Below are 22,613 nucleotides of genomic sequence, written 5' to 3' on the forward strand. Positions count from 1 at the left end.
GTTTCCAGGTAAGACAATTTTATTGTTCGCTTATTCTTGTTTTCTTACTTTAATGCTGCTGGTTCATTTTTCGGATTATCCCCACCCTCAAAAATGTTTTTTACTTCTGCATGGCAAATACATCAGGATCATGTGATACCTCAAAAATGAAGCTGCCGATCAGCTTCCGGCAGCTTCTTACTTGTAAGTTATTCAACTGTGGTATCCCGTTAGCTTAGTCGTTCATTCATTTGTTTAAGGTGATGAGAATCGTGGTCAATGAATATCTTCAAGTATTTATCCACTGTAAACTGACGTTTTCCAGAACCAATTGTGAACTTAGCATTACTGTCGATTCCAGATATCGCTTTAATTAATATTCTTCGATTCAGGACAAACTCATCTATTAAAGAACCAGTTGTTGTAAAAACACTTATGTATTCGATGGCTTCTCTATTATGTGAGTCATGATTAGGGAAAGCGTTCAAGTTGGAACCCTCATTCATATAGGGGACATGATTCTGTAAAATGAACTTATCCCAATAATATAGATGTCCTATGATTTCCTTGACTGACCACTTCCCTTCACTTATTGGCTCAAGAAGGCGTTGTTCATCGAATTCTTTATACTTTAGTATTGCTTCTGCTGTCTGATCATATCTTGAAGCTGCTTTATTACTCATTTATTAACCTCCATTTCTGATATGGATAAGTTAATTTAACCCAATAACAACGCATATGTAAAGAACGTTAGTTATTACTTTTGTGCCTTGGATTACATGATTACATGGGGTTTTGACAACAACATATATCAAATCACAAAAAAACCATGGCTAAGCAACTAAAGGCATATATGTTCTTGTCGACGGGCGTCCAGCACCTCGCATAGTTCATTCGAAGACAGCAGCCAAGCTTGAGGAGAAAAGGAAAAAACCAGCTTCCGCGCGGAAGCTGGTTGGCTGCTATTTATACTCCATCGTCACGGTCCCGGCATATTGGGGCACGTTCTCCTTGGACAAGTTCAGCGTCTGAACGTGAGTCGTCTTCGCCCCTACAGCCTGGAGAAATTTATCCTCCTTAGCGAAGAACAATCGCCCGAGTAGGCCGAGCGCCTTCGTGCTGTAGTGCATCGGAATCGCCACGGTCGCCTGCAATTGCCGCATCACCTGAGCCGCCTCCGCTCCGTCCAGCGTCATCCTTCCACCCACGGGAACGAAGAGGACATCCACCGGGCCGATGGCGTTCACTTGCTCCTCCGTTAGCAGATGCCCTAGATCCCCGCAGTGGCAGATCGTCAATCCGTCCATCCGGAAGCGGAACACGATGTTCGGGCCTCTTTTCTGACCATTCACCTTGTCGTGGAACGTGTGGAAACCGCTAATATCCACGTCTCCTATGCTGTACTCCTTCGGCTCGTTCACGACCAAATAATCGCCTGAGGCGGCTTGAATCTTATTGTGATCGCTGTGATCGTGGGTCACGACGACGATGTCCGATTCGATCGGGACCGGCATGCGGTAGCCGAGGAACTTGTAATAAGGATCGATAAGAATCCTGGTTCCGGCGTCCGAGTTGAACTGGAATGACGAATGGCCATACCACTTGATCTGCATGATTTCATGCGCTCCTTTCGTTTATCGGGTCGCGACTCTGGCCCCTTGTTTGTGCTTTGTTTCTTAGCGTTATTCTAGCAATTTCTCCCTCTGCAGCTCGCCGTACACTTTAAAGTAAACCCAAACGGCATTCATTAAGAGCAATGCGCCAGTGACAAGGAAAACATAACGGACGCCGAGATGTCCTGCGATTTGACCGCCAAGTACCGAACCGCCAAAGACGCCGAGATAGGCAGCCGACATATTCAATCCGAACACGCGGCCGGTCAGATTGGACGGCGTGATCTTCTTCAGTAAGACGTTAACCGATGGATTTAGCCCGCCTGCCGCCAATCCTAGCAGGAAGCGAAGCGCCATCAGTTCCCAAGGATTATGGACGAACGCCTGCGGGATGAACAATATACCTGCCACGAGCAGCGTGAAAAGCATGATCTGATGTGCCCCAATCTTATCTGACAGCTTCCCCAACCGAGGAGCAGCAATGATAGTAGCCAATCCCGAAGCCGAGAAAATCGCTCCTGAGATCAATGCGACGTGGCCCAGATCATGTGCAATCTGATCGACAAAGACCGTAAGCACCGGTTGGACCGAATACGTGGCGATCGACATTACGAAGTACGTAACGAACAAGGTGATCGTTAAGCTTGGCTGCGGAACTTGAGCCCAGACTTCCTTGAAGCTCGGCACCTTTTTTTCCGTACGGACGAACGTCTCTTTCACGAAGAATAAGGTCGTCAGGAAGGCGATGAACATGAAGCCACCTGTGATGTAGAAAATGTTCTGCATCCCGAAATGCTCTTCGATTAAGCCGCCGATCAACGGTCCGAGCAGGGAGCCCGCGATGTTGGCCGTTGATAGCGTGCCCAGAGCCCAACCCGAATGTTCCTTGCTTGTCTGGGTCGCGATCAGCGTCGTGCAGGCCGTGCCATAGCCTGTAATGACGCCTTGCAGCAACCTTAAGCCGATCAGCCAGTAGACATTCGGCGCGAAGCCCATGCAGCCGATGACGATCGCCATGCCAAGGCTTGCTCTGAGCAACATAGGCTTGCGGCCGTATTTGTCAGCCGCGCGTCCCCAGATGGGCGAGAATATGGCGGAGATAATATAAGTCACACCGAATGCGATGCCGGACAATTGGGAGATCCAGGATGCGTTCTCAACGCCGAGCTGCTTAATGAAGAGAGGTAAAACAGGCGCGATCTGGCTCATGCCTACACCCGTCATAAACATGCCGAACCAGCAGACCCATAAATTTCTTTTCCATATCTGCATTACAAAAGCGCCTTCTTTACACCAAAGTATCGACCCACGCGTCTACCGTCACAACATCCGCCCGTTTGGTGAATACTTTCTCGAGCAGAATGCGGTGCACTTCTGGATCGGGATCGAAGCAAGCATCGGATAGAACGGTAAGCTGATAATCTTTATCCGCTGCTTCCGTCAATGTCGACAGTACAACGCCGCTCGTGGAGATGCCGCTCAGAATAAGCTGGTTGATGCCCTTAGCGCGAAGAATCATCTCCAGATCGCTGCCAGCGAAGGCACTGACGCGCTTCTTAGTAACGATCGGCTCTCCTGGCTGAGGCGCCAGCTCCGGATGAATTTGCGTCGTCTCGTCGTTCACCGTCATGCCGCCGTATTGAGCCGCTCTCGCGAACATTCGGTTCATCGGGCTGATCTCCGGATAGCCTTCGCGGAAGGCAACTCGCACGAAGATGACCGGAATGTTGTGATTGCGTGCGGCTTCCAGCGCTATCTTGTATGGGAACAGCGCTTGCTTGTCGCCAAGGTGCCCGGCAATAGCGTTCTGCAAGTCCATAACTAACAAAGCAGAATTGATCTGTGTCATTCGTTGAACACTCCTAGTCCATATGATATGATTAAGCGGAGAACCCTCCACTTCATATTAAGCGGAGACATCTCCACTTGTCAACCGTGATCGAAATCGAATTCAAGGACGTGATGTACAGATGAAAGAAACCGATACATCCCCACCCCGTTTCGAACGCCGCGACGCGGCGGCGAATCGTCAGCGCATCTTGGATGCGGCGCTTCGGCTGTTTGAACAGCATGGTGTAGAAGCCGTCAGCATGAACCAGATCGCATCGGAAGCGCAGGTCGGGCCTGGAACGCTCTATCGCCGATACAAAAACAAAAGTGAATTGTGCCTGGATTTGATCCGCGACAGCGCCGACCTTCTATTCGAAGAATACGAGTCCTACCTGGAGCAACACCGCACGGAGCCGGCGCAAGAGCAATTGAAATATTTTATCCGTTTGTTCATCCGGTTCCGGGAGAAGAAATCGCAGCTCTTGATCGGCGTCGAGGACTCCTCGCAGACAAACCGACCCAAGTCGCGGACAAGCAGCCCCATCTACAATGAGCTGAACAAAATTTTTGTGTCGTTATTCGATAAGATGGCAGCTTCCGAGACATTAAGTGCAGACAGTGACAGTGTTTTTAAAGCCGATATGCTCCAGATGGTGCTTAGCCGTGACTTTTATTCTATCCAAAGAGATGTCCGCGGCCTTTCGCCCGAGTCGATATTTGAACAGATCTGCTTCATGTTCCACTTATGATGAAAACTCTTGAGAACCCTCCGAATAGCTCTCCCTAATAAAAAACCCCTAGCGCTCGAACAGTTACGTTCAAGTCTAGGGGCAGTTTATCTAAAAGCTCGTATCCATTCCTTATTCATTTCCCTCAAAAGGTATCTTTCTTATACTGGTTTTCACCCCAGAGTTCTAATAATTTTCCCCGCGATAATACCGTTCCAGCTTTTGCTCCAAATGGACGAGCTGGTTTTTTTTCGCTTCAATGTCATCCAGCAGCTTTTGCTTCTGGTCTTGAATCAGCTGAATTCGTTCCGGAAGGGTCGAGGTACCCTCTTTGACCTTGTCATAATACATTTTGATATCTTCCACACTCATTCCGGTTTCACGCAGACATTTGATAAACACCAGCCAATTCAACTCGTTCTCCGTATATAAACGGTTATTCTGCTCGCTGCGCGCAGCCGGTTCCAGCAGTCCTTTTCTCTCATAAAAACGGATCGCACCGATGTTGATTCCGACTGATTTTGCTACTTCTCCGATTGTAAGCATATAACCCCTCATTTATAAAAAAGTTTATGTTGACCTACACTAAGTGTAGCATAGTAACTTATAAATCAGGTAGCATAACCATTATACAGAAAGAGGGATTTGAATGAAAAAAACCGCCTTCGTAACCGGAGCCAATAAAGGAATCGGATTTGAAATCGTTAAGCAGCTGAGTGAAGCCGGCTGGAAAGTCATTCTAGGTGCCCGCAGCACCGAACGCGGCGAAGCAGCCGTATCTGAGTTGACTTCCAAAGGGCTCGACGTAGAATTTGTACAAGTAGATATGGAATCCTTAGAGTCTATCGAACAAGCTGCCAATACGATCCAACAAAACTATCCTGACCTGAAGCTGCTGATTAACAACGCTGGCATGCCTGGTGCATTCTCACGCTCGTTTACGGATACTAAAGAGGAGAATTTGCGGAACGCCTTTGAAGTTAACTTTTTCGGTACTTTCCGTTTGAACCAGCGTCTGTTCCCGTTGATCAAGAACAACGAAGGAACCATCATCAACGTCTCAACCGACATGGCCTCCCTGGATCATATGCAAAATGCGGAATCCACTCTAAACGCTTTTGATTATAATTCCTCCAAAACGGCAAACAATGCCATGACCTTATCGATGGCATATGAAGTTAGAAACAGCGGCGCTCAAGTATTTGCGGTAACGCCAGGGTTTACAACCACCGATCTCAACGGCAATGCCGCAGGCGGTAAATCCAAGGAAGCTGCTGCTGCCATTATCGTGGGTTATGCCATCGATGGCAAACGTCATAACGGCGAGTTTCTGGATGAGAAAGGCATTTACGCTTGGTAATTAACTTCTAAGCCTTGCGTTTAGCAGGCTACTGGTCTAAAACATGCAGTTCAGAGAAGGGAGATCCTAGATGGATTTCCCTTCTTCATTATCGCATCCGGTTCACCTCCGGAAAGCGGCTATCCGCTCCTTTCATTAAGATTCCGCCTTGATTTTTCAAATACATATCGAAGAAATCCAGCAAATAGGCATTGATAACGGTGTTCGCTCTTTCCGGCGCCATTTCCCCTGTAATGCCCAGCATCTTAAAAATCGGAGAAATGAACTGTATGTCAGTAAAATTCAAATGCTCCGTATTCTCGATATAGAGGACTTGTCCCCCCTCCTCGACCGTTTCGCGCATCCGTTCAAGCTCCACCTTTTTATCCGCCGCTACTTGATCCTCCCACTCTCTTGTTGACCCCATACGGTTAAGCTCTTCATCCGTGTAGGCCCGGTTATTCATCACCCTTGTTAATTGTTCGAAATAGCTTTCCGAGTTGATGAATAAAAATGGCTTTCGCAGCCCCTCTTTGTCACGCAGACGATAAAGCCCTCCATCAAGGTCTATTCCCACCGCAATGCGCGGATCGTAAGCAGCATCATAGGCCGTCGCTCCGCCGATGGAATGACCGAACACTCCGACATGACCGAGATCAATCCTCCCATGTAGTTGACTTGGTATCTGCCCCGATTGGATGAGCTCGAATTGGTCCAGCACAAAAGCCACATCGTCGGTTAACACTTTTCCCAACTTGTCGCGATTCTCTCTTTCCGTCGCGTAATCATGGTCGGGCGAGAATAAATGGTCGGTTGTGCTGGTCGTGATTCGACCGTCCGGAAACTCGGTTGCAAATGTATTGTAGGTGTGGTCGATCACCGCTACGATATATCCGTGGCTCGCGAGATTTTCGGCTTGCGACGTGTGGAGGAACCTGGAAGAACCGTTGCCGGGATTCGCAAGGATCAGCGGGTATGATGTCTGTGCCGAAGAAATATCAGCATCTGAATAAGCATGACTGGATACATACTTCAGGTGTTGAAATGTAAACCCGGGAAGGCCATAGTTCGCAGCCATATAACGTAAAATCGGGGTATTGGGAATAAAGGGAGCGTATTTGCCAGTACCTGCTTGAGCTGGATACCATACCTGAACCATCAATTCTCTCTTACGATCTCTAGCTTCGTCGAAAATCTCATCCCTTTTTGTATCCACGAGGTGAAAAGTTTGAGTACCCACCTTAAAATTGCCTGTCGGCTCAGGTAGTTTAAACACTGGAAAAGCATACATGAGACCCGTTGTGACGACCAGCATGATTACTATTGCGGTATAAACGGAACTCAACATGAATTGCGGGATTTTCTTTGGGCCTTTTTTATTAAAATAACGATAACCTGATATGGCTAAAAACATGACCGTTATACCATATGAGAATAAGAGCTGAACTCTGTATCCTTCCACCGTCCAATGAATGACCAGTACAAGTGTGGCGATCCCGCTTACAACGAATACTGGAACTCTACGCCGTCCTTCTTTCAATAGGACTGTTATGATAAACAAGCCGATGTTTGACAACAAAAGCAACAGTTCAAACAGCCTCATCTCGATTCCTCCATTAAGAAAATCTTTTCGTTTGCTCCAATGTTATCCTGCGAGGCTGGCCTAAGCTATCGACTTTCCTTACATCTCCCTTTCAAATTAGTAAGACGCTTACTGTCTACGCAATCATCCATACAAAACAAAAAAAGCCCCGATCATGAATCGGGGTCAGTGTAAAAGCCCTGAATGTAATGAGGTACTAGTTTCTCTGCCTATTGCTGCGACTGTTCGCTTGCACATCCATATCGAATGTAACCACGAACTCTTGTACTGTATTGGGATCAAGAGTTCTAAACTATAATAGCACGGTATCCGGTTTTCTTACCTTTTTTAACTGCCTCAATATAGCCGTCAAAATAATATGGAATCTCATCTTCTTTACCGTTCTGGATTCTGCCTTTAACTTTATCGAATGCAAATATAGAAATTGAATAATCAGGCTCACCGGTAACCAAAACCGGTTGGTCTCTATCCTGTACCCAATAGTATTGGCCTCCATAATTCCTTCTTGCCACTTCAAAGATGTAGCTTCCAGCCATAGATGAAACAGAATTCAATGCGTCGTTATCCAGTTTATAATCACATAACTCTTCGAGAATATCGTCTAGCTTTCGTAGACTTTGAATACTAAAATCAAAATGACCCCGATCCGAAAAATTTTCCGCAAAGCTCTCCGCTGTTGAAATAATGTCTTGTTCTAATTGATTTTTCATAAACTCTATTATCTTTTCCTCCTTGTTTCACTCTGCTTCAACGGTATGGGCAGATAATCTTAGATGAAGTATTTCGAGAAAGTCATCACGCTATCCTGCCCGTTAGCGTACGTTGTGCTTTATAAGCGGAATTGGCAGTGATGATGAAGAGCCGGTTTTCCAGGGGCTCTTCTTGTTGTGACCCGTTATATCCCTTCAGCCAATGCTCTCGCCTGAAAGTTAAAGTAACACTTGAATGCTTATTCCGATTACTTTCCAGGAGCCCTCTAGCTAACGATACATCGTAGGGAATTAACGATTTGTGTAAGAGTAAAGCGGAGATAATTTGAGGTAAAGCCTCTTCCGGGTGGGTTTTTATGGAAGAGGCTTACGTTCACCGTTCATATTTCAAGTAACTTAAACCAGCGTAGAACCGCCATCTACGACAATGATCTGACCGGTGGAATATTTCTCGCGCATTAAGTAGAGAAACGCCTCAGCGCCGTCCTCCGGTTCACCGACTCGCCCAACAGGCAATGATTTCCCAGTATGTTCATACATTGCGTTCCGTTGTTCCTCAGGAATATCGCCCCACAACTCGGTGCGCATAAGTCCAAAGCAAACGGCGTTGACGCGAAGCGGGCTCAGCTCGACGGCCAACGCCCTGGTGAGCGACTCAACGGCGCCGCATATGCTGGCTGAGACAGTAAATCCCTTCTGTGGACGAACTCCGGCAACACCGGAAGTCAACGTGATTGACCCTCCCCGTCTGATATTTCGGCTGCCGTATTTGGCGGCCATAAACGCTCCCCAGTATCGCACGTTAAACCATCGTTGCGCTGTGTCGACGTCGGTGGCGTCCAGACTTTCAACCATCAATGGATCGCCGGCAGTAAAGACCAAGTGATCGAATTCCCCGATTTCGCTGAAAAATTGACGAACTTGTTCCTCATTTGTCATATCAACCGCATATCCCTGGGTACCTTCAGGCAAACGTGAAACAGCACGGTCCACTCTTTCTTTTTGACTGGACACTACGACCAAGGATGCCCCTTCCCGTGCAGCGGCTTCGGCTGCCGCAAACCCAATTCCGGACGTTCCTCCAAGAACAACAACACGCTTTCCCTTGAAACAATGCCTACGTTCGATCTGTTCTGATTTCACCATAATATTCTCCTTCGTTTTCGATAGTTGGACCGACCTTGCAATATGATTCTCTTCAGCCGCGAACAGCTGCTCAATGCGAATTTCGATAGAGCTTGTCTTATCTCCGACTCTCCTTCACGACGGAAGATAAGTAGATTATAATGAGTCATAGTACCAACAAATAGATCTGAATTTATACTGCTATAAATTCTATCACCATATGGAGAGGGAACTTCGTGATGAATGATGAAAGAAGACGTAAACAATTGGCTGACTTTCTCCGGTCACGCCGCTTGCGTTTATCCCCAAGAGAGGCGGGGTTGCTGGTTGAAACATCGCGCCGTCGCATAACGGGCTTAAGACGGGAGGAAGTGGCAAGCTTATCAGGCATCTCCTTGCAGTGGTATACCGCACTGGAGCAAGGCCGGGACATTCATGTGTCTGAGCAAGTCTTGGAAAGCTTGGTACGAACATTACGGCTTAGCAGCGACGAACGTAACCATCTGTTCGTATTGGCCAATCATTCCTCACTTCCTCAGCCGAAAGCGGATGATTCCGTTCCCACTTCCCTTCAGCGGATTCTGGACAGAATGGGAACTTACCCGGCCTACATTATCGACAGGCACTGGAACGTTCTTGCTTGGAACCGAATATCGGGTACGTTGTGTGGAGACTTAAACCGAGCCCCGGAGCTCGAAAGAAATATGCTCTGGCGCGTCTTCGAGGTCGAAGACAACAAGTCCCGCATCGTTAACTGGGAGAATGTCTCCTCTACGATGGTGGCTTTTTTCAGAAATCGGTTTGCCTTGTACATGAACGATTCGTGGTTCCAAGAGCTATTCGACAAGTTATATGACAGGAGCGAGGAGTTCAGGACGTTATGGGATCGACAAGATGTTTCCGGTATTTTGGAAGGAGAACAAATAATCCATCTTCCTGAAGCTGGCCAGCTGACTTTCCGTTACCATACGTTTACAATTTCTGAAAGCAGCGCTTTTGCAATGAGGGTGTTCACGCCACTTGAAAACTCGGGAACCGAAGAACAGTTGGAAGAGTTGCTTAAGTAAGTTCATGATCCCGATTTTGTTTTTTCTTTGGGAACAAAATTCATTTACAATAATGATCTATCTAATCTTTAAACTTTTCTGCCCATCAGCTAAATAAAGGAGCAGCTGCCGCCGGCGCCGGCAAAACTGCTCCTTCATTTTTAACGCAATCAAACTTGCTGTTGAGAAATCGACTCTTTCAGAACCTCTCTAAAACTTTTCGGAGGCCGGCCGATCAAATCAGCCAGAACCGGATCGACTTGTGCGAAGTCGCCCTGCCGGCTTGCCAGAAACATCCCCATCCGCATATTTATACTCGCTTCCGGCACGCCTTGAGCCATCATGCGGTCTCGAAACTCTTCGTCCGACACAACGATTCGGCGGATGGTCCGCCCCAAGACCTCGGAAGCGATTGACGCAATCCCTTTCATGTCAATGGCCTCGGATCCCGTAAGATTGGGGGTTATGCCATCCAGTTTCTGCTCGCTGATGATTGCCGCCGCAGCCTCGGCCAAATCGGAGTGGGCTGTCCAGGCAACCGGACCATCCTCAGGAGCGATCAGTTCCCCTGTTTTTATGGCTCCACCGATCAACAGGAGTGCCGATGCGGCATAGTAGCCATTACGGAGCGATGTGAAGGTCATACCTGAAGCTTTCAGCAGTTTTTCCGTAGCCGCATGGTGAATCATAGGGGCGAAGTGTGATGTTGGGGAAGAACCTATATGACTTGTGTATAGCACCCGAGTAACTCCTGCCCTCTTTGCCGTGTCAATCGCGGTTTGATGCTGCTGAATGCCATGCGGGATGTCAGCCTCGCCCATGATGCTTGACGAAACGATGAGAACCTGTGACGCCCCCTCAAAAGCATGGTGCAGACTCTCGGCATCGTCGTAGTCGCCCCGACGGACACGAACTCCACGTTCTCGAAGCTCTTGTGATTGATTCGGATCGCGGACGCTGACACCGATCTCCTCGGCTGGTACACGCTTGAGTAGTTGTTCTACCACGGCCCGCCCCAATTTCCCATTGGCTCCGGTAACGATAATCATAACAAACAACATCCTTTCATTTGTATGATCGTGTTTATACGGAAACAGTCTTCCCGTTTCTAAATTGTATATTGGGAAAAGTAGCGCCGGCGATCTCCTGTTCTGGTATTGCGTCTTCTATTTCCCTGATATCTTCTTCGGTCAAATGAATATCGAGTGATCGCAAAGCTTCTTGAAGATGAACCGGCGATACGGTACCGATAAGCGGTATGATGTCTTCCCCTTTGGATAATATCCACGCAAACGCCAGTTGGGATAACGTCATTTGTTTTTTTACGGCGATCTCTTCCAGTTTTTTGGCCAGGGCAACGTTCTTTCCTATATTCTCTTCAAAAAACAACGGAACATAGCCGCCCTTGCTCTTTTCGATCCGCTCATCTGTCCATTGGCCGGCAAGAAGACCATGAGCCAATGCCCCAAAAGCAACAACGCCGATGCCCAATTCCCTCGCAGTCGGCAAAAGTTCTTTCTCGATGCTTCGGTTAAAAAGCGAGTATTCGACTTCCACCCAGCTGATCGGATGCGTCGCATGCGCTCTTCTCAACGTCTCTGCGTCAACCTGGCTGACTCCAATCTGTCTGACATAACCAGCCTTAACCAAATCGGAGATGGCGCCGATCGTTTCTTCTACAGGAATACCCAGATCGATTCTTGCGGGCTGATACAGATCAATATAGTCAAGATTGAGTCGTGCGAGCGAATAGGCAAGATAGTTTTTAACATGTTGGGGGGAAACATCCAGTCCGTACAAGGAGCTGCTTGGCGTATTCAATGCACCGAACTTCAGTGATATAAAATAGTCATCCCTTTTGTACCCCTTGAGCGCTTCGGCGATGACCATCTCGCTTCGGCCGGCACCGTAAAAGTCCCCAGTGTTGAGATGATTGATTCCACTCTCAAAAGCGGTATGAATAGCAGCAACGCCTGCACTTTTGACAGCTTCATTGACATTGGACATATGGCCGCAGCCGAGTCCGATTCTGGATAGCTCCAGTCCGCTTGGTTGATCATTCATTATGGAAACCTCCTGAACTTTAAAATAAAATTATGTAGCCGTCTACATATTTGTTCAAAAAAATAATCAAATGTGGTAAACTCATCCATTCGGCGGCTATTTTTCGACGTTTTCAAAAGCACGGGTCAGCAATGAAACAAACATGGCTTTTTCGGCATCAGACATCCCTTGTGTGATCAATTCTTCAGATTTCGAGAAGGCATCACTCCTCTCGCTAAGAAATTGTTTGGCTTTATCTGTTATGTCAATACGGAGGTTGCGTCCATCCTTAGGGTTGCTATTACGCGTAATGAATCCGGACTTTTCCAAACCGTTCAATAAATTCGTCACAGACGGACCGCTTAAAGCCATTGTTTTTTCAAGATACTTTCGATTGATCTCTATATGCTCCTCTATGGATTGATGAATATGCGAGAGAAGAATCGCTTGCGAGCTATTCAAGCCGTGGTCTTTCAGAAGCTGGTCGATGATTTCCCGGACCCGTTGTGCAATGACTTTGATGTATAGGCTATAGGGGTACATTTCGAAAACGCTTGGCATAGGTTTCTCCTTGAATTCATGTAGATGACTACACTATATATGGGGTATTTATTTTTGTCAATAACACGTAAGAATTGTACGCAGTTCGTTTAACCCCGAACAGAAAACAGCCATCTCCCCCCCAGCGGACGGAAATGGCTGATATAACGTTACCGGGTAGACATTTTGCCGCCGTCATCGAGCCTTCGCGAGTTTCGTGCCGCGAACCGATGCTGTAGCGTATACGACAAGCGCTGTCCAGATGAGCGCAAAGCCGATGAGAAGAACCGGCGAGACCGATTCTTTGAACACGAATACGCTCAGTAACAGCATGATCGTCGGCCCGATATATTGTACGAAGCCGAGTGTAGACAGGGCCATCCGGGCGGCCGCTCGCGCAAAGAAAAGCAGCGGTAGCGCTGTTACCACGCCGGAAAGAAGCAGTTCGACGAAAGTGGACACAGGCAGCGTCCATGCTGTCGTTTTTCCCACGGCGGCCAAATAGATCCAGTAGCCAAGCGCAACGGGCAGGACTACAGCTGTCTCCGACAGCAAGCCTACAGAAGCGTCTTGTCCGATCTTCTTCTTCGCGAGGCCGTACAAGCCAAACGTCGCGGCCAGTGAGATTGAAATCCATGGGAACCGTCCGTAGTCGATGGCGATGATGAGCACCGCGGCGCCAGCAATGGCAATCGCGAGCCATTGGCCACGGTTTGGCTTCTCACGAAGGAAGACAACCGCAAGCAGCACGTTCACCAACGGGTTCAAATAATAGCCAAGACTTGTCTCAACGACATGGTCGTTGTTGACCGCCCAGATGAAGATGAGCCAATTGGCAGCGATCAGCAGTCCGCTAGCGGTGAGCGACAGCAGGAGCGAGCGGCTAGACACAATCCGTTTCATGTCACCCCAGCGACGCTGGACTGCGACGAAAATACCCATAAAGACGAACGACCAGACAACCCGATGTGACAGTATCTCGCCTGCCGGCACATCGTTAAACAACTTCCAATAAAGCGGGAGAACCCCCCACATGATATACGCGATAATCGCATTAACCAACCCGTTGTTCATCATCAATTTCCCTCTCCTTACTCCGATGTCTTAACGGATTATACGCCTCGATCATCGTTTAAGTAAAGGGATTAATATTTGGGCCCAAGTAAATCGCCATATGCTCCACTTCAGACCGTTAAATCATTTTCTGATTTTATATGAATCGCTTCTTGTAAAAGTCTTTGGAGAACCGCAGCAAACACGGCGATCACCAAAGAGGCGAAAATAATGACCCATCCCATTGGTATGAAACTTGGAGGGTCAACTCTCCTTCCCAAGAGATAGTAGAGTGGCATACCTAACAGGTACAGGGTACTGATTGTGATGGCACAGTATCTTATATTTTTTAATGCTTTTACCGATAATTCCGAGAACGCCTGGTTCTTGTCAATATAGCTTAAAAGTGTAAAGGCATGATACAGAGCAAAGTAAAATGGAATCGCTGCTGCGTACATATCCATTAAAACGAGAGATTTCATATAAGCTATTTTGGGATACAATTCTCCAGCAAAATTCCCGATCTTAGGCACTAAAAATATGCAAAATGCGAGAATGGGTATCCCAATCATAATAACAGCCATCTTCAAAAAGAGTGTTGTTCCTCGTTTCATAAGTGCACCTCACTTATTTGATGTCAGTTTTTACTTTGCCACATAATTTATTGTTTTACAATAAATTAATATCGTTTTTATAAAAACAAAAAAGCATTTCTCATTATAAAGAAATGCTCTTCCTTTAAAATGTTAAATTTACAACTCATTCAACGAACTGTCCGTTAGCTTAACGCCTGCAGCTCAGATATAGCATCGGTTTAACACCGGGCCAGCTCATTCACGACCTCATCGATACATTTTGATCCGTTAACCGCTTACATAACGATAGTTCGTGTGTCCACTTCTCAAACCACTCTTTATCTTTCCAATCCAAGGAGAGATCTATAAGTTCCGGTAAATCGTCGATACATATTACAGCGTTGTTATTCCAAGAAATCCGATCCGCAGAAACTTCGATAATTCCCAAATCATGTGGAATTGTGGCTTGAACCAAAACCGTGGATTCCCGCATCAGCAACAAGAAGCCGGTAACCTTCTGCCCTCTGTAGCTGGCAAATACCCAATCTCCTTCGGTCATCATCCCATCAGCCTCCAATGAATCTGTTACTTAGAATTAAAGGTTCGCCTTTGTTTATGTTTATGCTTCATGTCATCAAATTAGAAAAAAGCCTCTTATTATTCCAAGCTACCTTTGGTTAGCGTCTGGTCAGTTTATATTATTGGAACGCGGATCTCTAACTCAAATCAACGTTGTCACCATTGGCTTTCTTGGCACGCAATGTGATTTTCCAGCTGATATCTACCTTTTCATCTGAAGACAGCAAATCCCCCTTCAGAATAAATACTCAAAGGGGGATTTGACTATTTCGCTATTCTAATGCAAGTCGTTGACTACGATTGAAGCTTGCAAATCTCCTTATCCATAAGAAGCTTGATAAATAACCCGCCTTGTACCGATCTGTTCTGGAAACCAACCATCTTCGCGTCGGTCGTCTGGTACCAATCGGTCATCGGAACGCGGCTCTCCGATTGATCGTAAGCGAGCCATAACCGATCGACGATCGTATTGAAATCATCCTTGTCTTCACAGAGCGCGGCACTCCACACGATCCAATCGGATTTGGTGTAGGTGTTGCGATTGTCCAGCATAAGGCCGTAGGTACCCGAATGCTTCTCGATATAGGCTTGCGTCTCTGCCTTGAACGTATCTTCAGGAAATAAGTTCAGGCCGAAGATTTTATCCCAGATGGCATTATACTTCATGCTAAAAGAGCCGGGGCGATCGAATGCCAGACGGAACGTACCGTCATCGTTTGCAGCCATAGACTTCCATTGCTCCGCAATCGATCGGGCGAGTTCCATGAGTTCCTCTGCCTTTTCCTCGTTTCCTGCCATGCGATTCAAGATAGAAAAGCTGGCGATACCCATAATCGCTTTTAGCGACAAGTTGCAGTTATGGGCCAGGTGCCCTGCAAAATCGTCCGTACACAGCTGGTTATCCGGATCGATGCCGTTTTGGATCAAGTACTGACACCAAGTTTCAAGATGTCCCCAGTTTTCTTGCGCAAATGAAACATCCTGCTCCGCTATCGCAACAGCCGCAGCGCATATTAACATATTGCCGCATTCTTCAACCGGCATTTGCCAGTCGGGCGTAGTTCCGTTGCTGTATACTTGCCCATTCAGAAGCGGGTAAGTGCCCACATCGTGGGGAGCAAAGTCAAAATGCCAAACATCGGTTGATGCGTACTTAAATATCGGCCGAAGCATCCCTTTCACCAATTCGGGATTGTATAGCAAAAATTGTGGAATGGATGGGTAAGTCACGTCAAGCGTAGCCGCACAGCCATTGCTGAAGTTCTCCTTGGAAATGAACAGAACTTCTCCATCCGGACCCGCTACGATTTTGTGGGCGGCAATCGCTTGCCGGTAAGCGAGGGATACCAGGTCTGCATACTTTTCGCTTCCCGATGCTGAGGCGTCTTGATACAATTTTTCAGCAAACCGTTCGCATTTTTCATACAACGTATCATATTCATTTAGCGCCTGCTTTATCGCCTCTTCAATCGTCTCTCCGTCTTTTCTCCAATAGGCATCCAGCTTTTCGTGAAAATATTCAATCGATTTAATATCGTCATAGCCGACTGCAAAAAGCCCTTCTGCATTCTGCTCCGTATCCAGAACGATCGATAGCCCCATGGCATGATTTACGGTTCCGTAGAGGTTTATATCTTCGGAAGCGCTTACTGAAGCGCCGCTATGATTGGATGCGAGATAGACGTAGCCCCAGTTAATTCGAAGATCATCCCCGCATCTGGTTAACGGATGCTGAATGCTGCTGCCCACCTTGCCGCAAGTAAAACCAGGTTCGCTCAGATCCGTGTACACGGTCGGAAACTCGTATTTCAAGTTTTGGCATAGCTCTCCATCTACAGTGATGGCAACTGTGACGTCATGTTTTTTCCCGTCGTTCGACTCGGTTGTCACATGAATATAAGACACCGGTCTGGACATGAGCTTCAAATCATCCAACAGCAATGGAGTCGTGAACGTAACGGTTAACCGAATCTCATCACATGCAAATTCGTATTGGCTTGACAATGCATGAATATCCAATTTTGTCTGCTCCATGAGCAGGCTATCCGGCTTAACGCCCATGAAAACATATTCTTTTCCATCTACAAGCGCAGTGCCGGTCATCCGGTGTGGCTTGCCCGTCCAATGCTTGGTGTCCGATTCATTGAGCTTGTCTGCCATCGACCAGATGGAAAAATAAGGATCAACCGTAATCAGCGGAACAGCTGGTGCACGAAGATTCATATGGATTCCTCCCATTAATGCGTTTCTTAGTGTATAATTTATCATGTTCCAAAACGTAATTTAATAGGATTTATCATTGTAAATGTGAGGATTATCATGATGAACGAAACCATTTTCAATTTTTGGCATCTTAATGATTCCAAGCTTCCACTCAATGTGCTCATGTCGGGCATCTCTTACTGTGATAAGAATTACCGGATCGAACGCCATGGAGAAAACCTGTATTCGTTTGAATACATCATCGACGGCAGCGGCGTTCTAGAGATCAATTCCCAAACGCTGTACCCTCAGAAAAACGACGTTTACATATTGACTAAAAACAGCGACCATATCTATTATTCCAGCGAAGATCAGCCCTGGATTAAAATTTGGATTATTTTTAATGGTGATTTTGCCGAATCTTTATTCAAACAATATCTCCCTGAAAATACGTATCTCATCAAGGAGTGCAACATTCTCTCCTATATGAATGAAATCATTAGTCTTTCGTCGGCCACACATATGGACTATCCCAGTTTTATAGACGAAGTAACCGTCCTTCTTCTTAAAATCGTATTGCGCTTAAAGAACCATTTAAAACATAAAGCCCCAACCATATCCGAGCAGATCAAGTCGTATCTGGACGGCAATATCGAGAATAAAGTGGATTTGGACGATCTGTGTGAACAACTCGGCTATTCGAAAAATCATATGATCAAGATGTTTCGGGAAACGTACGGGATCACGCCTTACGCCTATTTTCGCAAACATAAAATTGAATTGGCCGAGCAATATTTACTGAATACCCATCTCAGCATTAACGAAATTTCAAACAAGCTGAATTTCGCCGATCAACATTATTTCTCCTCTGTCTTTAAATCCATCGCCGGTGTTTCCCCTTCAGAGTATCGGCAGATTAAATAATAAAGAATGACGACCAAGGCTCTCTACCCATCGCCGGATTTAACCCGGACATATCAGAAGCCGCTGCGGTGATACCATAGGCTTTAGGCTTTACTGGTTATGGGGTAACTGGAAAAATTTTATTAGATGACCGAGCAAAATCTGAGGTTGAGCAGAAATATACGAAACATGATCTCCAGGCACTACGATGAGGTTGGTGTGAAGCAGCTCTGCCATTTCATTGGCGTACTCTGGGCGAATAATATCTCTGTCTCCAATGACAAGCAGAACGGGTGCGGTAATTTGTTGCAATTGCGTCGGCTCAAGAAAATCCTCTGTATTCGGGTTATTCGCCATTTCTGCACCTTTGGCAATAAGTTTGGACCAGTTATCAGGATGGGGGGCTACACGTTCGTATTCTTGCTTCATCTGTAATGGAAAAGATTCGGCAGAAGCATGCTTTATGCCTTCGACGATATAGGGAAAATAGCCATCCATACTATAAATAGTCGAGGCTAGTGCCAGCTTGCGAACAAGGTGAGGATTAGACTTCGCCAGATGCAGTGCAACTGTGCCACCAGCACTATATCCAAACACATCTGCTTCCGTGATTCCTAGCTGACTCACAAGTTCAGCGGTGTCACGACCCATTTGAGCAAAACTTAAGGGGCGGTTAATGTCTGCGGTATGACCATGGCCTTGCTGTTCAATTAATACTACCTGGCGGTGAAGAGCCAACTCCGGTAATATGGGATCGAACATGCTGGCAGTCGCAAACTGGCCATGGAGCAAAATTAGTGGTTTACCACTCCCATGGATTTCATAATACATGTTTAATCCATTTACTTTCTCGTAACCACATTTTTTCCCATTCATGCTTAAGCCTCCTAGCGTTGTATTTGTAAGAAATTCCATTCAAGTTTCGATCAACGGACGACTGGTATTTTTAATAGTATCACAGCAAAAGTTTCCAAGTTCTTTTGGATTGCTATCTTCAACCATGTTCTTGTCGTCTTCCATCTATTCAGATAAATGCGCAGCCGATTTGATATCCTTTTGACTTAAAAATTTCATTAAGTCATGACTCAGCTGCACAATCTCATGGTTAGCACGATTCGCATAGTCCGGTAACATCATATCGCGAACCATTTTAGTTCGTAGCCATGTCATAAAGAACAGATCCAATAATAAGTTTGGAAATTTAAGCACCACTTTAAGCATGGGTGGATCAATTGAAACGCCTGCATTTTGTATGGCCCTTAGATACTCTTTTAAAGTGACTGTTATTTGGCGTGCCGTCTTTCTGGTTCTGACTGTTTTTTTGTCAATTATTTTATTCTCAGAATGTATAACGCCCAACATGGCAATGTCGGATACCGAATGTGTGATGAGATAAGCTTGCATATCCTTTTTAATAACGTAGGGAAGCTTTGCTGTTTTAAATAATTTTGCGAGTTTTTTGATACGTTCTGTCACTTCACCATTCACTTCTCCAAATGCAGTTGCCGCTATCATCTTTGGTAGAAATCGAGCATGCAATACTCCATCTTTAATCTGTCCGCCAAAGCCGGGAAAAGCGGGTAAAAGTCGATCCCCTACGATATCCAGCCACGAAGAAAACCCAATTGAATTACTAGTCATCGTAACGATATGTTTGCTTTGATTATCTTTTAGCGCTAACAACGCTGATTCGGACCGGTCATAACGAACGGTGACGAAAATAAAATCGTAAATATCATCATTTTCGAGCGTATCAATGACCTGCACTTGTATCGATTTAACTGAACCTTGTTCTTTATACTGCAGGCCATTTTCGCTTAATGATTTAAATCTTTTCGAATGGGCAAGTAGGGTAACATCAAACCCTGCTTCAATAAACTTCATTGCGTACATACTGCCGATGACACCTGCACCAAAAATTAAAATTCTATCTTGTTTTGCTGACATGAAAACCACCCCTACTTATTAACATTTCCTTTGGACAATCAGACAACGTGTTGTATGATGTGATCATAAATCTTTATTATTCCTTGATCAACCATCAGTATTTTAGAATTTGTCGGATGATATTTTTATTGGCTAGTAGGAGGGTAACATGAAAAAGCAACCGCAAATAACGGAGAAAACAAGACAAACGTTTATAGAAGTTTTTTGTGAGTTATATAGCCAAAAGCCGATTGAGAAAATTTCGGTTCAGGAAATTGCGAATAAGTCAGGTTATAACCGCAGCACCTTTTATCAATACTTTACTGACATTTACGAATTGTTAGACTCGGTTGAAAATGACTTATTGAATGACATGAAAAAAGAATTGGCGAATCAAGAGCTCTCGATGCATACGTTTCAAGATACGCTCTATTGTTTGGACAAAAGAGAACATCTCCTGGTTCTTAATGCTCTTTTAGGAGATTATGGAAGCGCCCGGTTTATAAAACGCTTAAAAAAAGAAATCATTGTGGGGCAATTAGAATTAAACGTTCCGCAAAACCATACCTTAACGCCATACTTCATTGAGTTTTACCTGACAACGTCCCTTTCTTTATTTCGTCTTTGGATCCAGCGTCAAAAGGATTTATCGTCAGAACAATTTTTCAAGCTAGTGGAGAACTTATATTCAAGCGGGATTACGCCCTATTTTAAAGAATGAGTCTGTATTCAGACCGATGAATTCCCGGATCGGCTGTCGTCTATATAAGCGAAGGCGTAAACGAACACAAACTAATTTGACGAAGAGGAGTTTTAAAAATGGCATTAATGTCCGCATTCACGAGCTTCAACCTGCCTGTAAAAAACGTAGCACAATCGAAAGCGTTCTTCACTGGACTCGGATTCGATCTCAATCCGCAATTCCCCGATAACGAGAACTCGGCAGCCATCATCATCGGCGACAACCTGCAGGTCATGCTGATCAATCAAGCATTCTTTACTACGCTCACGGAGAGGGAAATCGTCGATACGAGCAAGTATGCGCAGATGACGATCGCGCTGGCCTTCGAGAGCCGGGAAAAGGTCGATGAAATCGTGAATACCGCGCTCTCCTTGGGCGGGAAATTGCACGCTGAACCTGAAGATCATGGGATCATGTATCATTGGGGCTTCGTGGACTTGGACGGCCATCTGTGGGCCATTAACTACATGAACATGGATGCGGCACAAGGTTAAGGCTAACGGGGAGCATGCTCATACCAGGGTTTAAAAAGAAAAGACGGCGGGCATCTTCCCCGGCGTCTTCTTCGCGATGATTAGTTTTGTTCGGTATAGGCTTTGAAATTGTCCATGATCGCTTGCCAGCCTGCTTGCTGGAACTCAACGGGATTGGAGCTTTCCGCGTCGAACGTTTCAATGACCTTCGTCTCATTCCCTTGATCGACGAAAGCAATATCTACTCTTCTTCCGTCTTCCATCGTGTAGCCGATCGCCTCATGCCGATTCACAACATCGTAGACGCCGCCAAAATCAAAGCCCATGCTGCCATCCTTCGCTTCCATCCGTGTCGAAAACTTGCCGCCAACCCGTAGATCGTTTTCCGCTCTCGGCGCATGCCAGTCCTCGGACGCTTGATTCCACTTCGTGATGTGCTCCGGCTCGGACCAATAGCGCCATACTTTCTCGACGGGAGCTTGAATGACGGTTTGTACAGTTACTTTCGTTGGTTGATTCGTTTCCATTGGATTGGACACCTCTCTCATCATATTCGTCGTTTGGTTAATCTCAATGATATAGACGAATGCCAAATACAAAATTCATCGGTCGAGTCGCTCAGGCAGCCCAAATCGCGAAAATAATTTTGTATTGATGAAGTTTTGAACGTGCAGGATTTGATTTTCTTTGATTTCGATGACGTGGATGCCCCAGGGAACCAGGCCGGAGCCGTCTTTGTCCGGCATATACTGGGCCAACGCCGGATAACCGCCATTCACCGTAATGGGCACAAAACGCGAACCTTCGCAATGCCAGCGAGTAAGCGAATAGAAGGCGGACAAATCTTCCTTGCCGTGGATCCACATCTCGAAGGGCGGCATCGACATGCAGCCTTCCTCGTGGAACAGCGCTACGAGCGCAGCAATATCGAATTGCTCGAAGGCCTCCACATACCGGGACAGCAGCTCTTGCTCCGGTTGAACGTCCATGCTGCTGAGCTCATCCGAGCGAAGCTGCGCCCGGTCCATCGTCTCACGTGCTCTCTGTAAGGCGCTGTTCACAGCTGCCGGCGACATCGCCAACGTTTCTGCGATCTGCTTGGAGGACCATTCAAATACATCCTTTAAAATGAGTACCGCACGCTGCCGCGGAGGCAAGGTCTGCAGGAGAGCAATGAAGCACAGTTGAAGGGTATCTCTGCGGACGAGTCGATCCTCCGGATTGCCCCCAAAGTCGGAAGACGGCCAGATCCAGGCAGAGTCTGGCAGCGTGTGGCGCGGCTCGACGATGGCGACGGCCGGGTCGAACAGGTCAACGGGAAGCGCGCGGCGTTTGGATTGCCTCAGCTTGTCCAAGCACAGGTTGGAGGCAATCCGATAGACCCAAGTTTTGAACGAGGAATCCTGTCTGAACGTGCTCCAGCTCTGCCAGACCCGAATACTCGTCTCCTGAACAGCATCTTCCGCATCGTCCATGGAGCCTAGCATTCGGTAACAGAACGAGGTTAAGCCCGGCTTCAAGCTTGCAAATAATGGTTCGTCAAATGCTTTCTCGTTCATCGTGTCCTCCTTTAACGATCTCCCCGAAGGGCAGTACCTTCATTA

At 46.5% G+C, this 22,613-nt stretch carries 25 protein-coding genes; 6 read left to right on the forward strand and 19 right to left on the reverse strand.

Annotation, left to right across the window (positions count from 1 at the left end):
- Positions 1-209: 209 nt before the first annotated feature.
- From KI379_RS13880 to KI379_RS13895, 4 genes are all read right to left on the reverse strand, one after another.
- The gene (locus tag KI379_RS13880; RefSeq protein ID WP_212983915.1) at positions 210-662 is read right to left on the reverse strand and encodes a DinB family protein; all 453 of its coding nucleotides are present in this window, start codon (positions 660-662) and stop codon (positions 210-212) included.
- 279 nt (positions 663-941) lie between these two features.
- Complete coding sequence (locus KI379_RS13885) at positions 942-1,592, reverse strand: MBL fold metallo-hydrolase (protein WP_212983916.1); 651 nt, start codon at positions 1,590-1,592, stop codon at positions 942-944.
- Positions 1,593-1,661: 69 nt separating this feature from the next.
- Entirely contained in the window at positions 1,662-2,864 is a 1,203-nt protein-coding gene (locus KI379_RS13890) for a multidrug efflux MFS transporter (protein WP_212983917.1), read from the reverse strand.
- A 16-nt stretch (positions 2,865-2,880) separates the two neighbouring features.
- Positions 2,881-3,441 (reverse strand): cysteine hydrolase family protein, encoded by a 561-nt coding sequence (locus tag KI379_RS13895; RefSeq protein WP_212983918.1) that lies wholly within the window; start codon positions 3,439-3,441, stop codon positions 2,881-2,883.
- 121 nt (positions 3,442-3,562) lie between these two features.
- Between KI379_RS13895 and KI379_RS13900 the strand changes: the two genes are divergently transcribed.
- Positions 3,563-4,171 (forward strand): TetR/AcrR family transcriptional regulator, encoded by a 609-nt coding sequence (locus KI379_RS13900; protein WP_212983919.1) that lies wholly within the window; start codon positions 3,563-3,565, stop codon positions 4,169-4,171.
- A 165-nt stretch (positions 4,172-4,336) separates the two neighbouring features.
- Here the strand turns inward: KI379_RS13900 and KI379_RS13905 are convergent, their stop codons facing one another.
- Positions 4,337-4,696, reverse strand: coding sequence for a MerR family transcriptional regulator (locus KI379_RS13905; RefSeq protein WP_076165102.1), 360 nt, complete (start codon positions 4,694-4,696; stop codon positions 4,337-4,339).
- Between the two features lie 103 nt (positions 4,697-4,799).
- Here KI379_RS13905 and KI379_RS13910 point away from each other — a divergent pair, with 103 nt between their 5' ends.
- On the forward strand, positions 4,800-5,510 hold the full coding sequence (locus tag KI379_RS13910) for an SDR family NAD(P)-dependent oxidoreductase (protein WP_212983920.1): 711 nt from the start codon (positions 4,800-4,802) through the stop codon (positions 5,508-5,510).
- 88 nt (positions 5,511-5,598) lie between these two features.
- On the opposite strand, the gene KI379_RS13915 is transcribed toward KI379_RS13910, so the two are convergent.
- The 3 genes from KI379_RS13915 to KI379_RS13925 all read right to left on the reverse strand — a co-directional run bounded on the left by KI379_RS13915 (position 5,599) and on the right by KI379_RS13925 (position 8,948).
- On the reverse strand, positions 5,599-7,092 hold the full coding sequence (locus KI379_RS13915) for an alpha/beta hydrolase family protein (RefSeq protein ID WP_212983921.1): 1,494 nt from the start codon (positions 7,090-7,092) through the stop codon (positions 5,599-5,601).
- Between the two features lie 287 nt (positions 7,093-7,379).
- A complete protein-coding gene (locus KI379_RS13920; RefSeq protein WP_212983922.1) occupies positions 7,380-7,802 on the reverse strand; it encodes a hypothetical protein in 423 nt (140 codons plus the stop codon).
- A 396-nt stretch (positions 7,803-8,198) separates the two neighbouring features.
- A complete protein-coding gene (locus KI379_RS13925) occupies positions 8,199-8,948 on the reverse strand; it encodes an SDR family oxidoreductase (RefSeq protein ID WP_212983923.1) in 750 nt (249 codons plus the stop codon).
- Between the two features lie 218 nt (positions 8,949-9,166).
- Here KI379_RS13925 and KI379_RS13930 point away from each other — a divergent pair, with 218 nt between their 5' ends.
- Positions 9,167-9,994, forward strand: coding sequence for a helix-turn-helix transcriptional regulator (locus tag KI379_RS13930; protein ID WP_212984728.1), 828 nt, complete (start codon positions 9,167-9,169; stop codon positions 9,992-9,994).
- Positions 9,995-10,143: 149 nt separating this feature from the next.
- Here the strand turns inward: KI379_RS13930 and KI379_RS13935 are convergent, their stop codons facing one another.
- The 7 genes from KI379_RS13935 to KI379_RS13965 form a co-directional block, all read right to left on the reverse strand.
- On the reverse strand, positions 10,144-11,022 hold the full coding sequence (locus tag KI379_RS13935; RefSeq protein WP_212983924.1) for an SDR family oxidoreductase: 879 nt from the start codon (positions 11,020-11,022) through the stop codon (positions 10,144-10,146).
- A gap of 34 nt (positions 11,023-11,056) precedes the next feature.
- Positions 11,057-12,037 (reverse strand): aldo/keto reductase, encoded by a 981-nt coding sequence (locus tag KI379_RS13940; protein ID WP_212983925.1) that lies wholly within the window; start codon positions 12,035-12,037, stop codon positions 11,057-11,059.
- A 96-nt stretch (positions 12,038-12,133) separates the two neighbouring features.
- Positions 12,134-12,577 (reverse strand): MarR family winged helix-turn-helix transcriptional regulator, encoded by a 444-nt coding sequence (locus KI379_RS13945; RefSeq protein ID WP_076165084.1) that lies wholly within the window; start codon positions 12,575-12,577, stop codon positions 12,134-12,136.
- A gap of 174 nt (positions 12,578-12,751) precedes the next feature.
- Positions 12,752-13,630, reverse strand: coding sequence for an EamA family transporter RarD (rarD, locus tag KI379_RS13950; RefSeq protein WP_212984729.1), 879 nt, complete (start codon positions 13,628-13,630; stop codon positions 12,752-12,754).
- 110 nt (positions 13,631-13,740) lie between these two features.
- Positions 13,741-14,223: a DUF2975 domain-containing protein gene (locus tag KI379_RS13955; protein WP_076165082.1), complete on the reverse strand. Its 483-nt coding sequence runs from the start codon at positions 14,221-14,223 to the stop codon at positions 13,741-13,743.
- A gap of 220 nt (positions 14,224-14,443) precedes the next feature.
- Positions 14,444-14,746 (reverse strand): IDEAL domain-containing protein, encoded by a 303-nt coding sequence (locus tag KI379_RS13960; protein ID WP_212983926.1) that lies wholly within the window; start codon positions 14,744-14,746, stop codon positions 14,444-14,446.
- A gap of 311 nt (positions 14,747-15,057) precedes the next feature.
- On the reverse strand, positions 15,058-16,986 hold the full coding sequence (locus KI379_RS13965; protein ID WP_212983927.1) for a glutaminase domain-containing protein: 1,929 nt from the start codon (positions 16,984-16,986) through the stop codon (positions 15,058-15,060).
- Positions 16,987-17,082: 96 nt separating this feature from the next.
- Here KI379_RS13965 and KI379_RS13970 point away from each other — a divergent pair, with 96 nt between their 5' ends.
- Positions 17,083-17,889, forward strand: a complete 807-nt coding sequence (locus KI379_RS13970) for an AraC family transcriptional regulator (protein ID WP_212968288.1) — start codon at positions 17,083-17,085, stop codon at positions 17,887-17,889.
- A 90-nt stretch (positions 17,890-17,979) separates the two neighbouring features.
- Here KI379_RS13970 and KI379_RS13975 read toward each other — a convergent pair whose 3' ends face one another.
- Together KI379_RS13975 and KI379_RS13980 are read right to left on the reverse strand one after the other, a co-directional pair.
- The gene (locus KI379_RS13975; RefSeq protein WP_212983928.1) at positions 17,980-18,744 is read right to left on the reverse strand and encodes an alpha/beta fold hydrolase; all 765 of its coding nucleotides are present in this window, start codon (positions 18,742-18,744) and stop codon (positions 17,980-17,982) included.
- Positions 18,745-18,888: 144 nt separating this feature from the next.
- Positions 18,889-19,815, reverse strand: coding sequence for a ketopantoate reductase family protein (locus tag KI379_RS13980; RefSeq protein WP_212983929.1), 927 nt, complete (start codon positions 19,813-19,815; stop codon positions 18,889-18,891).
- A 148-nt stretch (positions 19,816-19,963) separates the two neighbouring features.
- Here KI379_RS13980 and KI379_RS13985 point away from each other — a divergent pair, with 148 nt between their 5' ends.
- Entirely contained in the window at positions 19,964-20,515 is a 552-nt protein-coding gene (locus tag KI379_RS13985; RefSeq protein ID WP_076165067.1) for a TetR/AcrR family transcriptional regulator, read from the forward strand.
- A 98-nt stretch (positions 20,516-20,613) separates the two neighbouring features.
- Positions 20,614-21,030: a VOC family protein gene (locus KI379_RS13990; RefSeq protein ID WP_076165064.1), complete on the forward strand. Its 417-nt coding sequence runs from the start codon at positions 20,614-20,616 to the stop codon at positions 21,028-21,030.
- A gap of 80 nt (positions 21,031-21,110) precedes the next feature.
- Here KI379_RS13990 and KI379_RS13995 read toward each other — a convergent pair whose 3' ends face one another.
- Together KI379_RS13995 and KI379_RS14000 are read right to left on the reverse strand one after the other, a co-directional pair.
- A complete protein-coding gene (locus KI379_RS13995) occupies positions 21,111-21,536 on the reverse strand; it encodes an SRPBCC family protein (RefSeq protein ID WP_076165061.1) in 426 nt (141 codons plus the stop codon).
- A 75-nt stretch (positions 21,537-21,611) separates the two neighbouring features.
- Positions 21,612-22,568, reverse strand: a complete 957-nt coding sequence (locus KI379_RS14000; RefSeq protein ID WP_076165059.1) for a sigma-70 family RNA polymerase sigma factor — start codon at positions 22,566-22,568, stop codon at positions 21,612-21,614.
- Between the last annotated feature and the right edge of the window lie 45 nt (positions 22,569-22,613).

Source organism: Paenibacillus cineris, assembly GCF_018333335.1.
GTDB classification, from domain to species: Bacteria; Bacillota; Bacilli; order Paenibacillales; family Paenibacillaceae; genus Paenibacillus_AQ; species Paenibacillus_AQ favisporus.

What these genes read in the sequence shown, in the direction of transcription:
- KI379_RS13935 (WP_212983924.1), bottom strand. Translation starts at nt 11,022, where the DNA reads ATGATTATCGTTACCGGAGCCAATGGGAAATTGGGGCGGGCCGTGGTA.
- KI379_RS13915 (WP_212983921.1), bottom strand. Translation starts at nt 7,092, where the DNA reads ATGAGGCTGTTTGAACTGTTGCTTTTGTTGTCAAACATCGGCTTGTTT.
- KI379_RS13890 (WP_212983917.1), bottom strand. Translation starts at nt 2,864, where the DNA reads ATGCAGATATGGAAAAGAAATTTATGGGTCTGCTGGTTCGGCATGTTT.
- KI379_RS13980 (WP_212983929.1), bottom strand. Translation starts at nt 19,815, where the DNA reads ATGTCAGCAAAACAAGATAGAATTTTAATTTTTGGTGCAGGTGTCATC.
- KI379_RS13900 (WP_212983919.1), top strand. Translation starts at nt 3,563, where the DNA reads ATGAAAGAAACCGATACATCCCCACCCCGTTTCGAACGCCGCGACGCG.
- KI379_RS13910 (WP_212983920.1), top strand. Translation starts at nt 4,800, where the DNA reads ATGAAAAAAACCGCCTTCGTAACCGGAGCCAATAAAGGAATCGGATTT.
- KI379_RS13945 (WP_076165084.1), bottom strand. Translation starts at nt 12,577, where the DNA reads ATGCCAAGCGTTTTCGAAATGTACCCCTATAGCCTATACATCAAAGTC.
- KI379_RS13905 (WP_076165102.1), bottom strand. Translation starts at nt 4,696, where the DNA reads ATGCTTACAATCGGAGAAGTAGCAAAATCAGTCGGAATCAACATCGGT.
- KI379_RS13965 (WP_212983927.1), bottom strand. Translation starts at nt 16,986, where the DNA reads ATGAATCTTCGTGCACCAGCTGTTCCGCTGATTACGGTTGATCCTTAT.
- KI379_RS13990 (WP_076165064.1), top strand. Translation starts at nt 20,614, where the DNA reads ATGGCATTAATGTCCGCATTCACGAGCTTCAACCTGCCTGTAAAAAAC.
- KI379_RS13880 (WP_212983915.1), bottom strand. Translation starts at nt 662, where the DNA reads ATGAGTAATAAAGCAGCTTCAAGATATGATCAGACAGCAGAAGCAATA.
- KI379_RS13895 (WP_212983918.1), bottom strand. Translation starts at nt 3,441, where the DNA reads ATGACACAGATCAATTCTGCTTTGTTAGTTATGGACTTGCAGAACGCT.
- KI379_RS13955 (WP_076165082.1), bottom strand. Translation starts at nt 14,223, where the DNA reads ATGAAACGAGGAACAACACTCTTTTTGAAGATGGCTGTTATTATGATT.
- rarD (WP_212984729.1), bottom strand. Translation starts at nt 13,630, where the DNA reads ATGAACAACGGGTTGGTTAATGCGATTATCGCGTATATCATGTGGGGG.
- KI379_RS13920 (WP_212983922.1), bottom strand. Translation starts at nt 7,802, where the DNA reads ATGAAAAATCAATTAGAACAAGACATTATTTCAACAGCGGAGAGCTTT.
- KI379_RS13995 (WP_076165061.1), bottom strand. Translation starts at nt 21,536, where the DNA reads ATGGAAACGAATCAACCAACGAAAGTAACTGTACAAACCGTCATTCAA.
- KI379_RS13930 (WP_212984728.1), top strand. Translation starts at nt 9,167, where the DNA reads ATGAATGATGAAAGAAGACGTAAACAATTGGCTGACTTTCTCCGGTCA.
- KI379_RS13940 (WP_212983925.1), bottom strand. Translation starts at nt 12,037, where the DNA reads ATGAATGATCAACCAAGCGGACTGGAGCTATCCAGAATCGGACTCGGC.
- KI379_RS13885 (WP_212983916.1), bottom strand. Translation starts at nt 1,592, where the DNA reads ATGCAGATCAAGTGGTATGGCCATTCGTCATTCCAGTTCAACTCGGAC.
- KI379_RS14000 (WP_076165059.1), bottom strand. Translation starts at nt 22,568, where the DNA reads ATGAACGAGAAAGCATTTGACGAACCATTATTTGCAAGCTTGAAGCCG.
- KI379_RS13970 (WP_212968288.1), top strand. Translation starts at nt 17,083, where the DNA reads ATGATGAACGAAACCATTTTCAATTTTTGGCATCTTAATGATTCCAAG.
- KI379_RS13925 (WP_212983923.1), bottom strand. Translation starts at nt 8,948, where the DNA reads ATGGTGAAATCAGAACAGATCGAACGTAGGCATTGTTTCAAGGGAAAG.
- KI379_RS13960 (WP_212983926.1), bottom strand. Translation starts at nt 14,746, where the DNA reads ATGATGACCGAAGGAGATTGGGTATTTGCCAGCTACAGAGGGCAGAAG.
- KI379_RS13975 (WP_212983928.1), bottom strand. Translation starts at nt 18,744, where the DNA reads ATGAATGGGAAAAAATGTGGTTACGAGAAAGTAAATGGATTAAACATG.
- KI379_RS13985 (WP_076165067.1), top strand. Translation starts at nt 19,964, where the DNA reads ATGAAAAAGCAACCGCAAATAACGGAGAAAACAAGACAAACGTTTATA.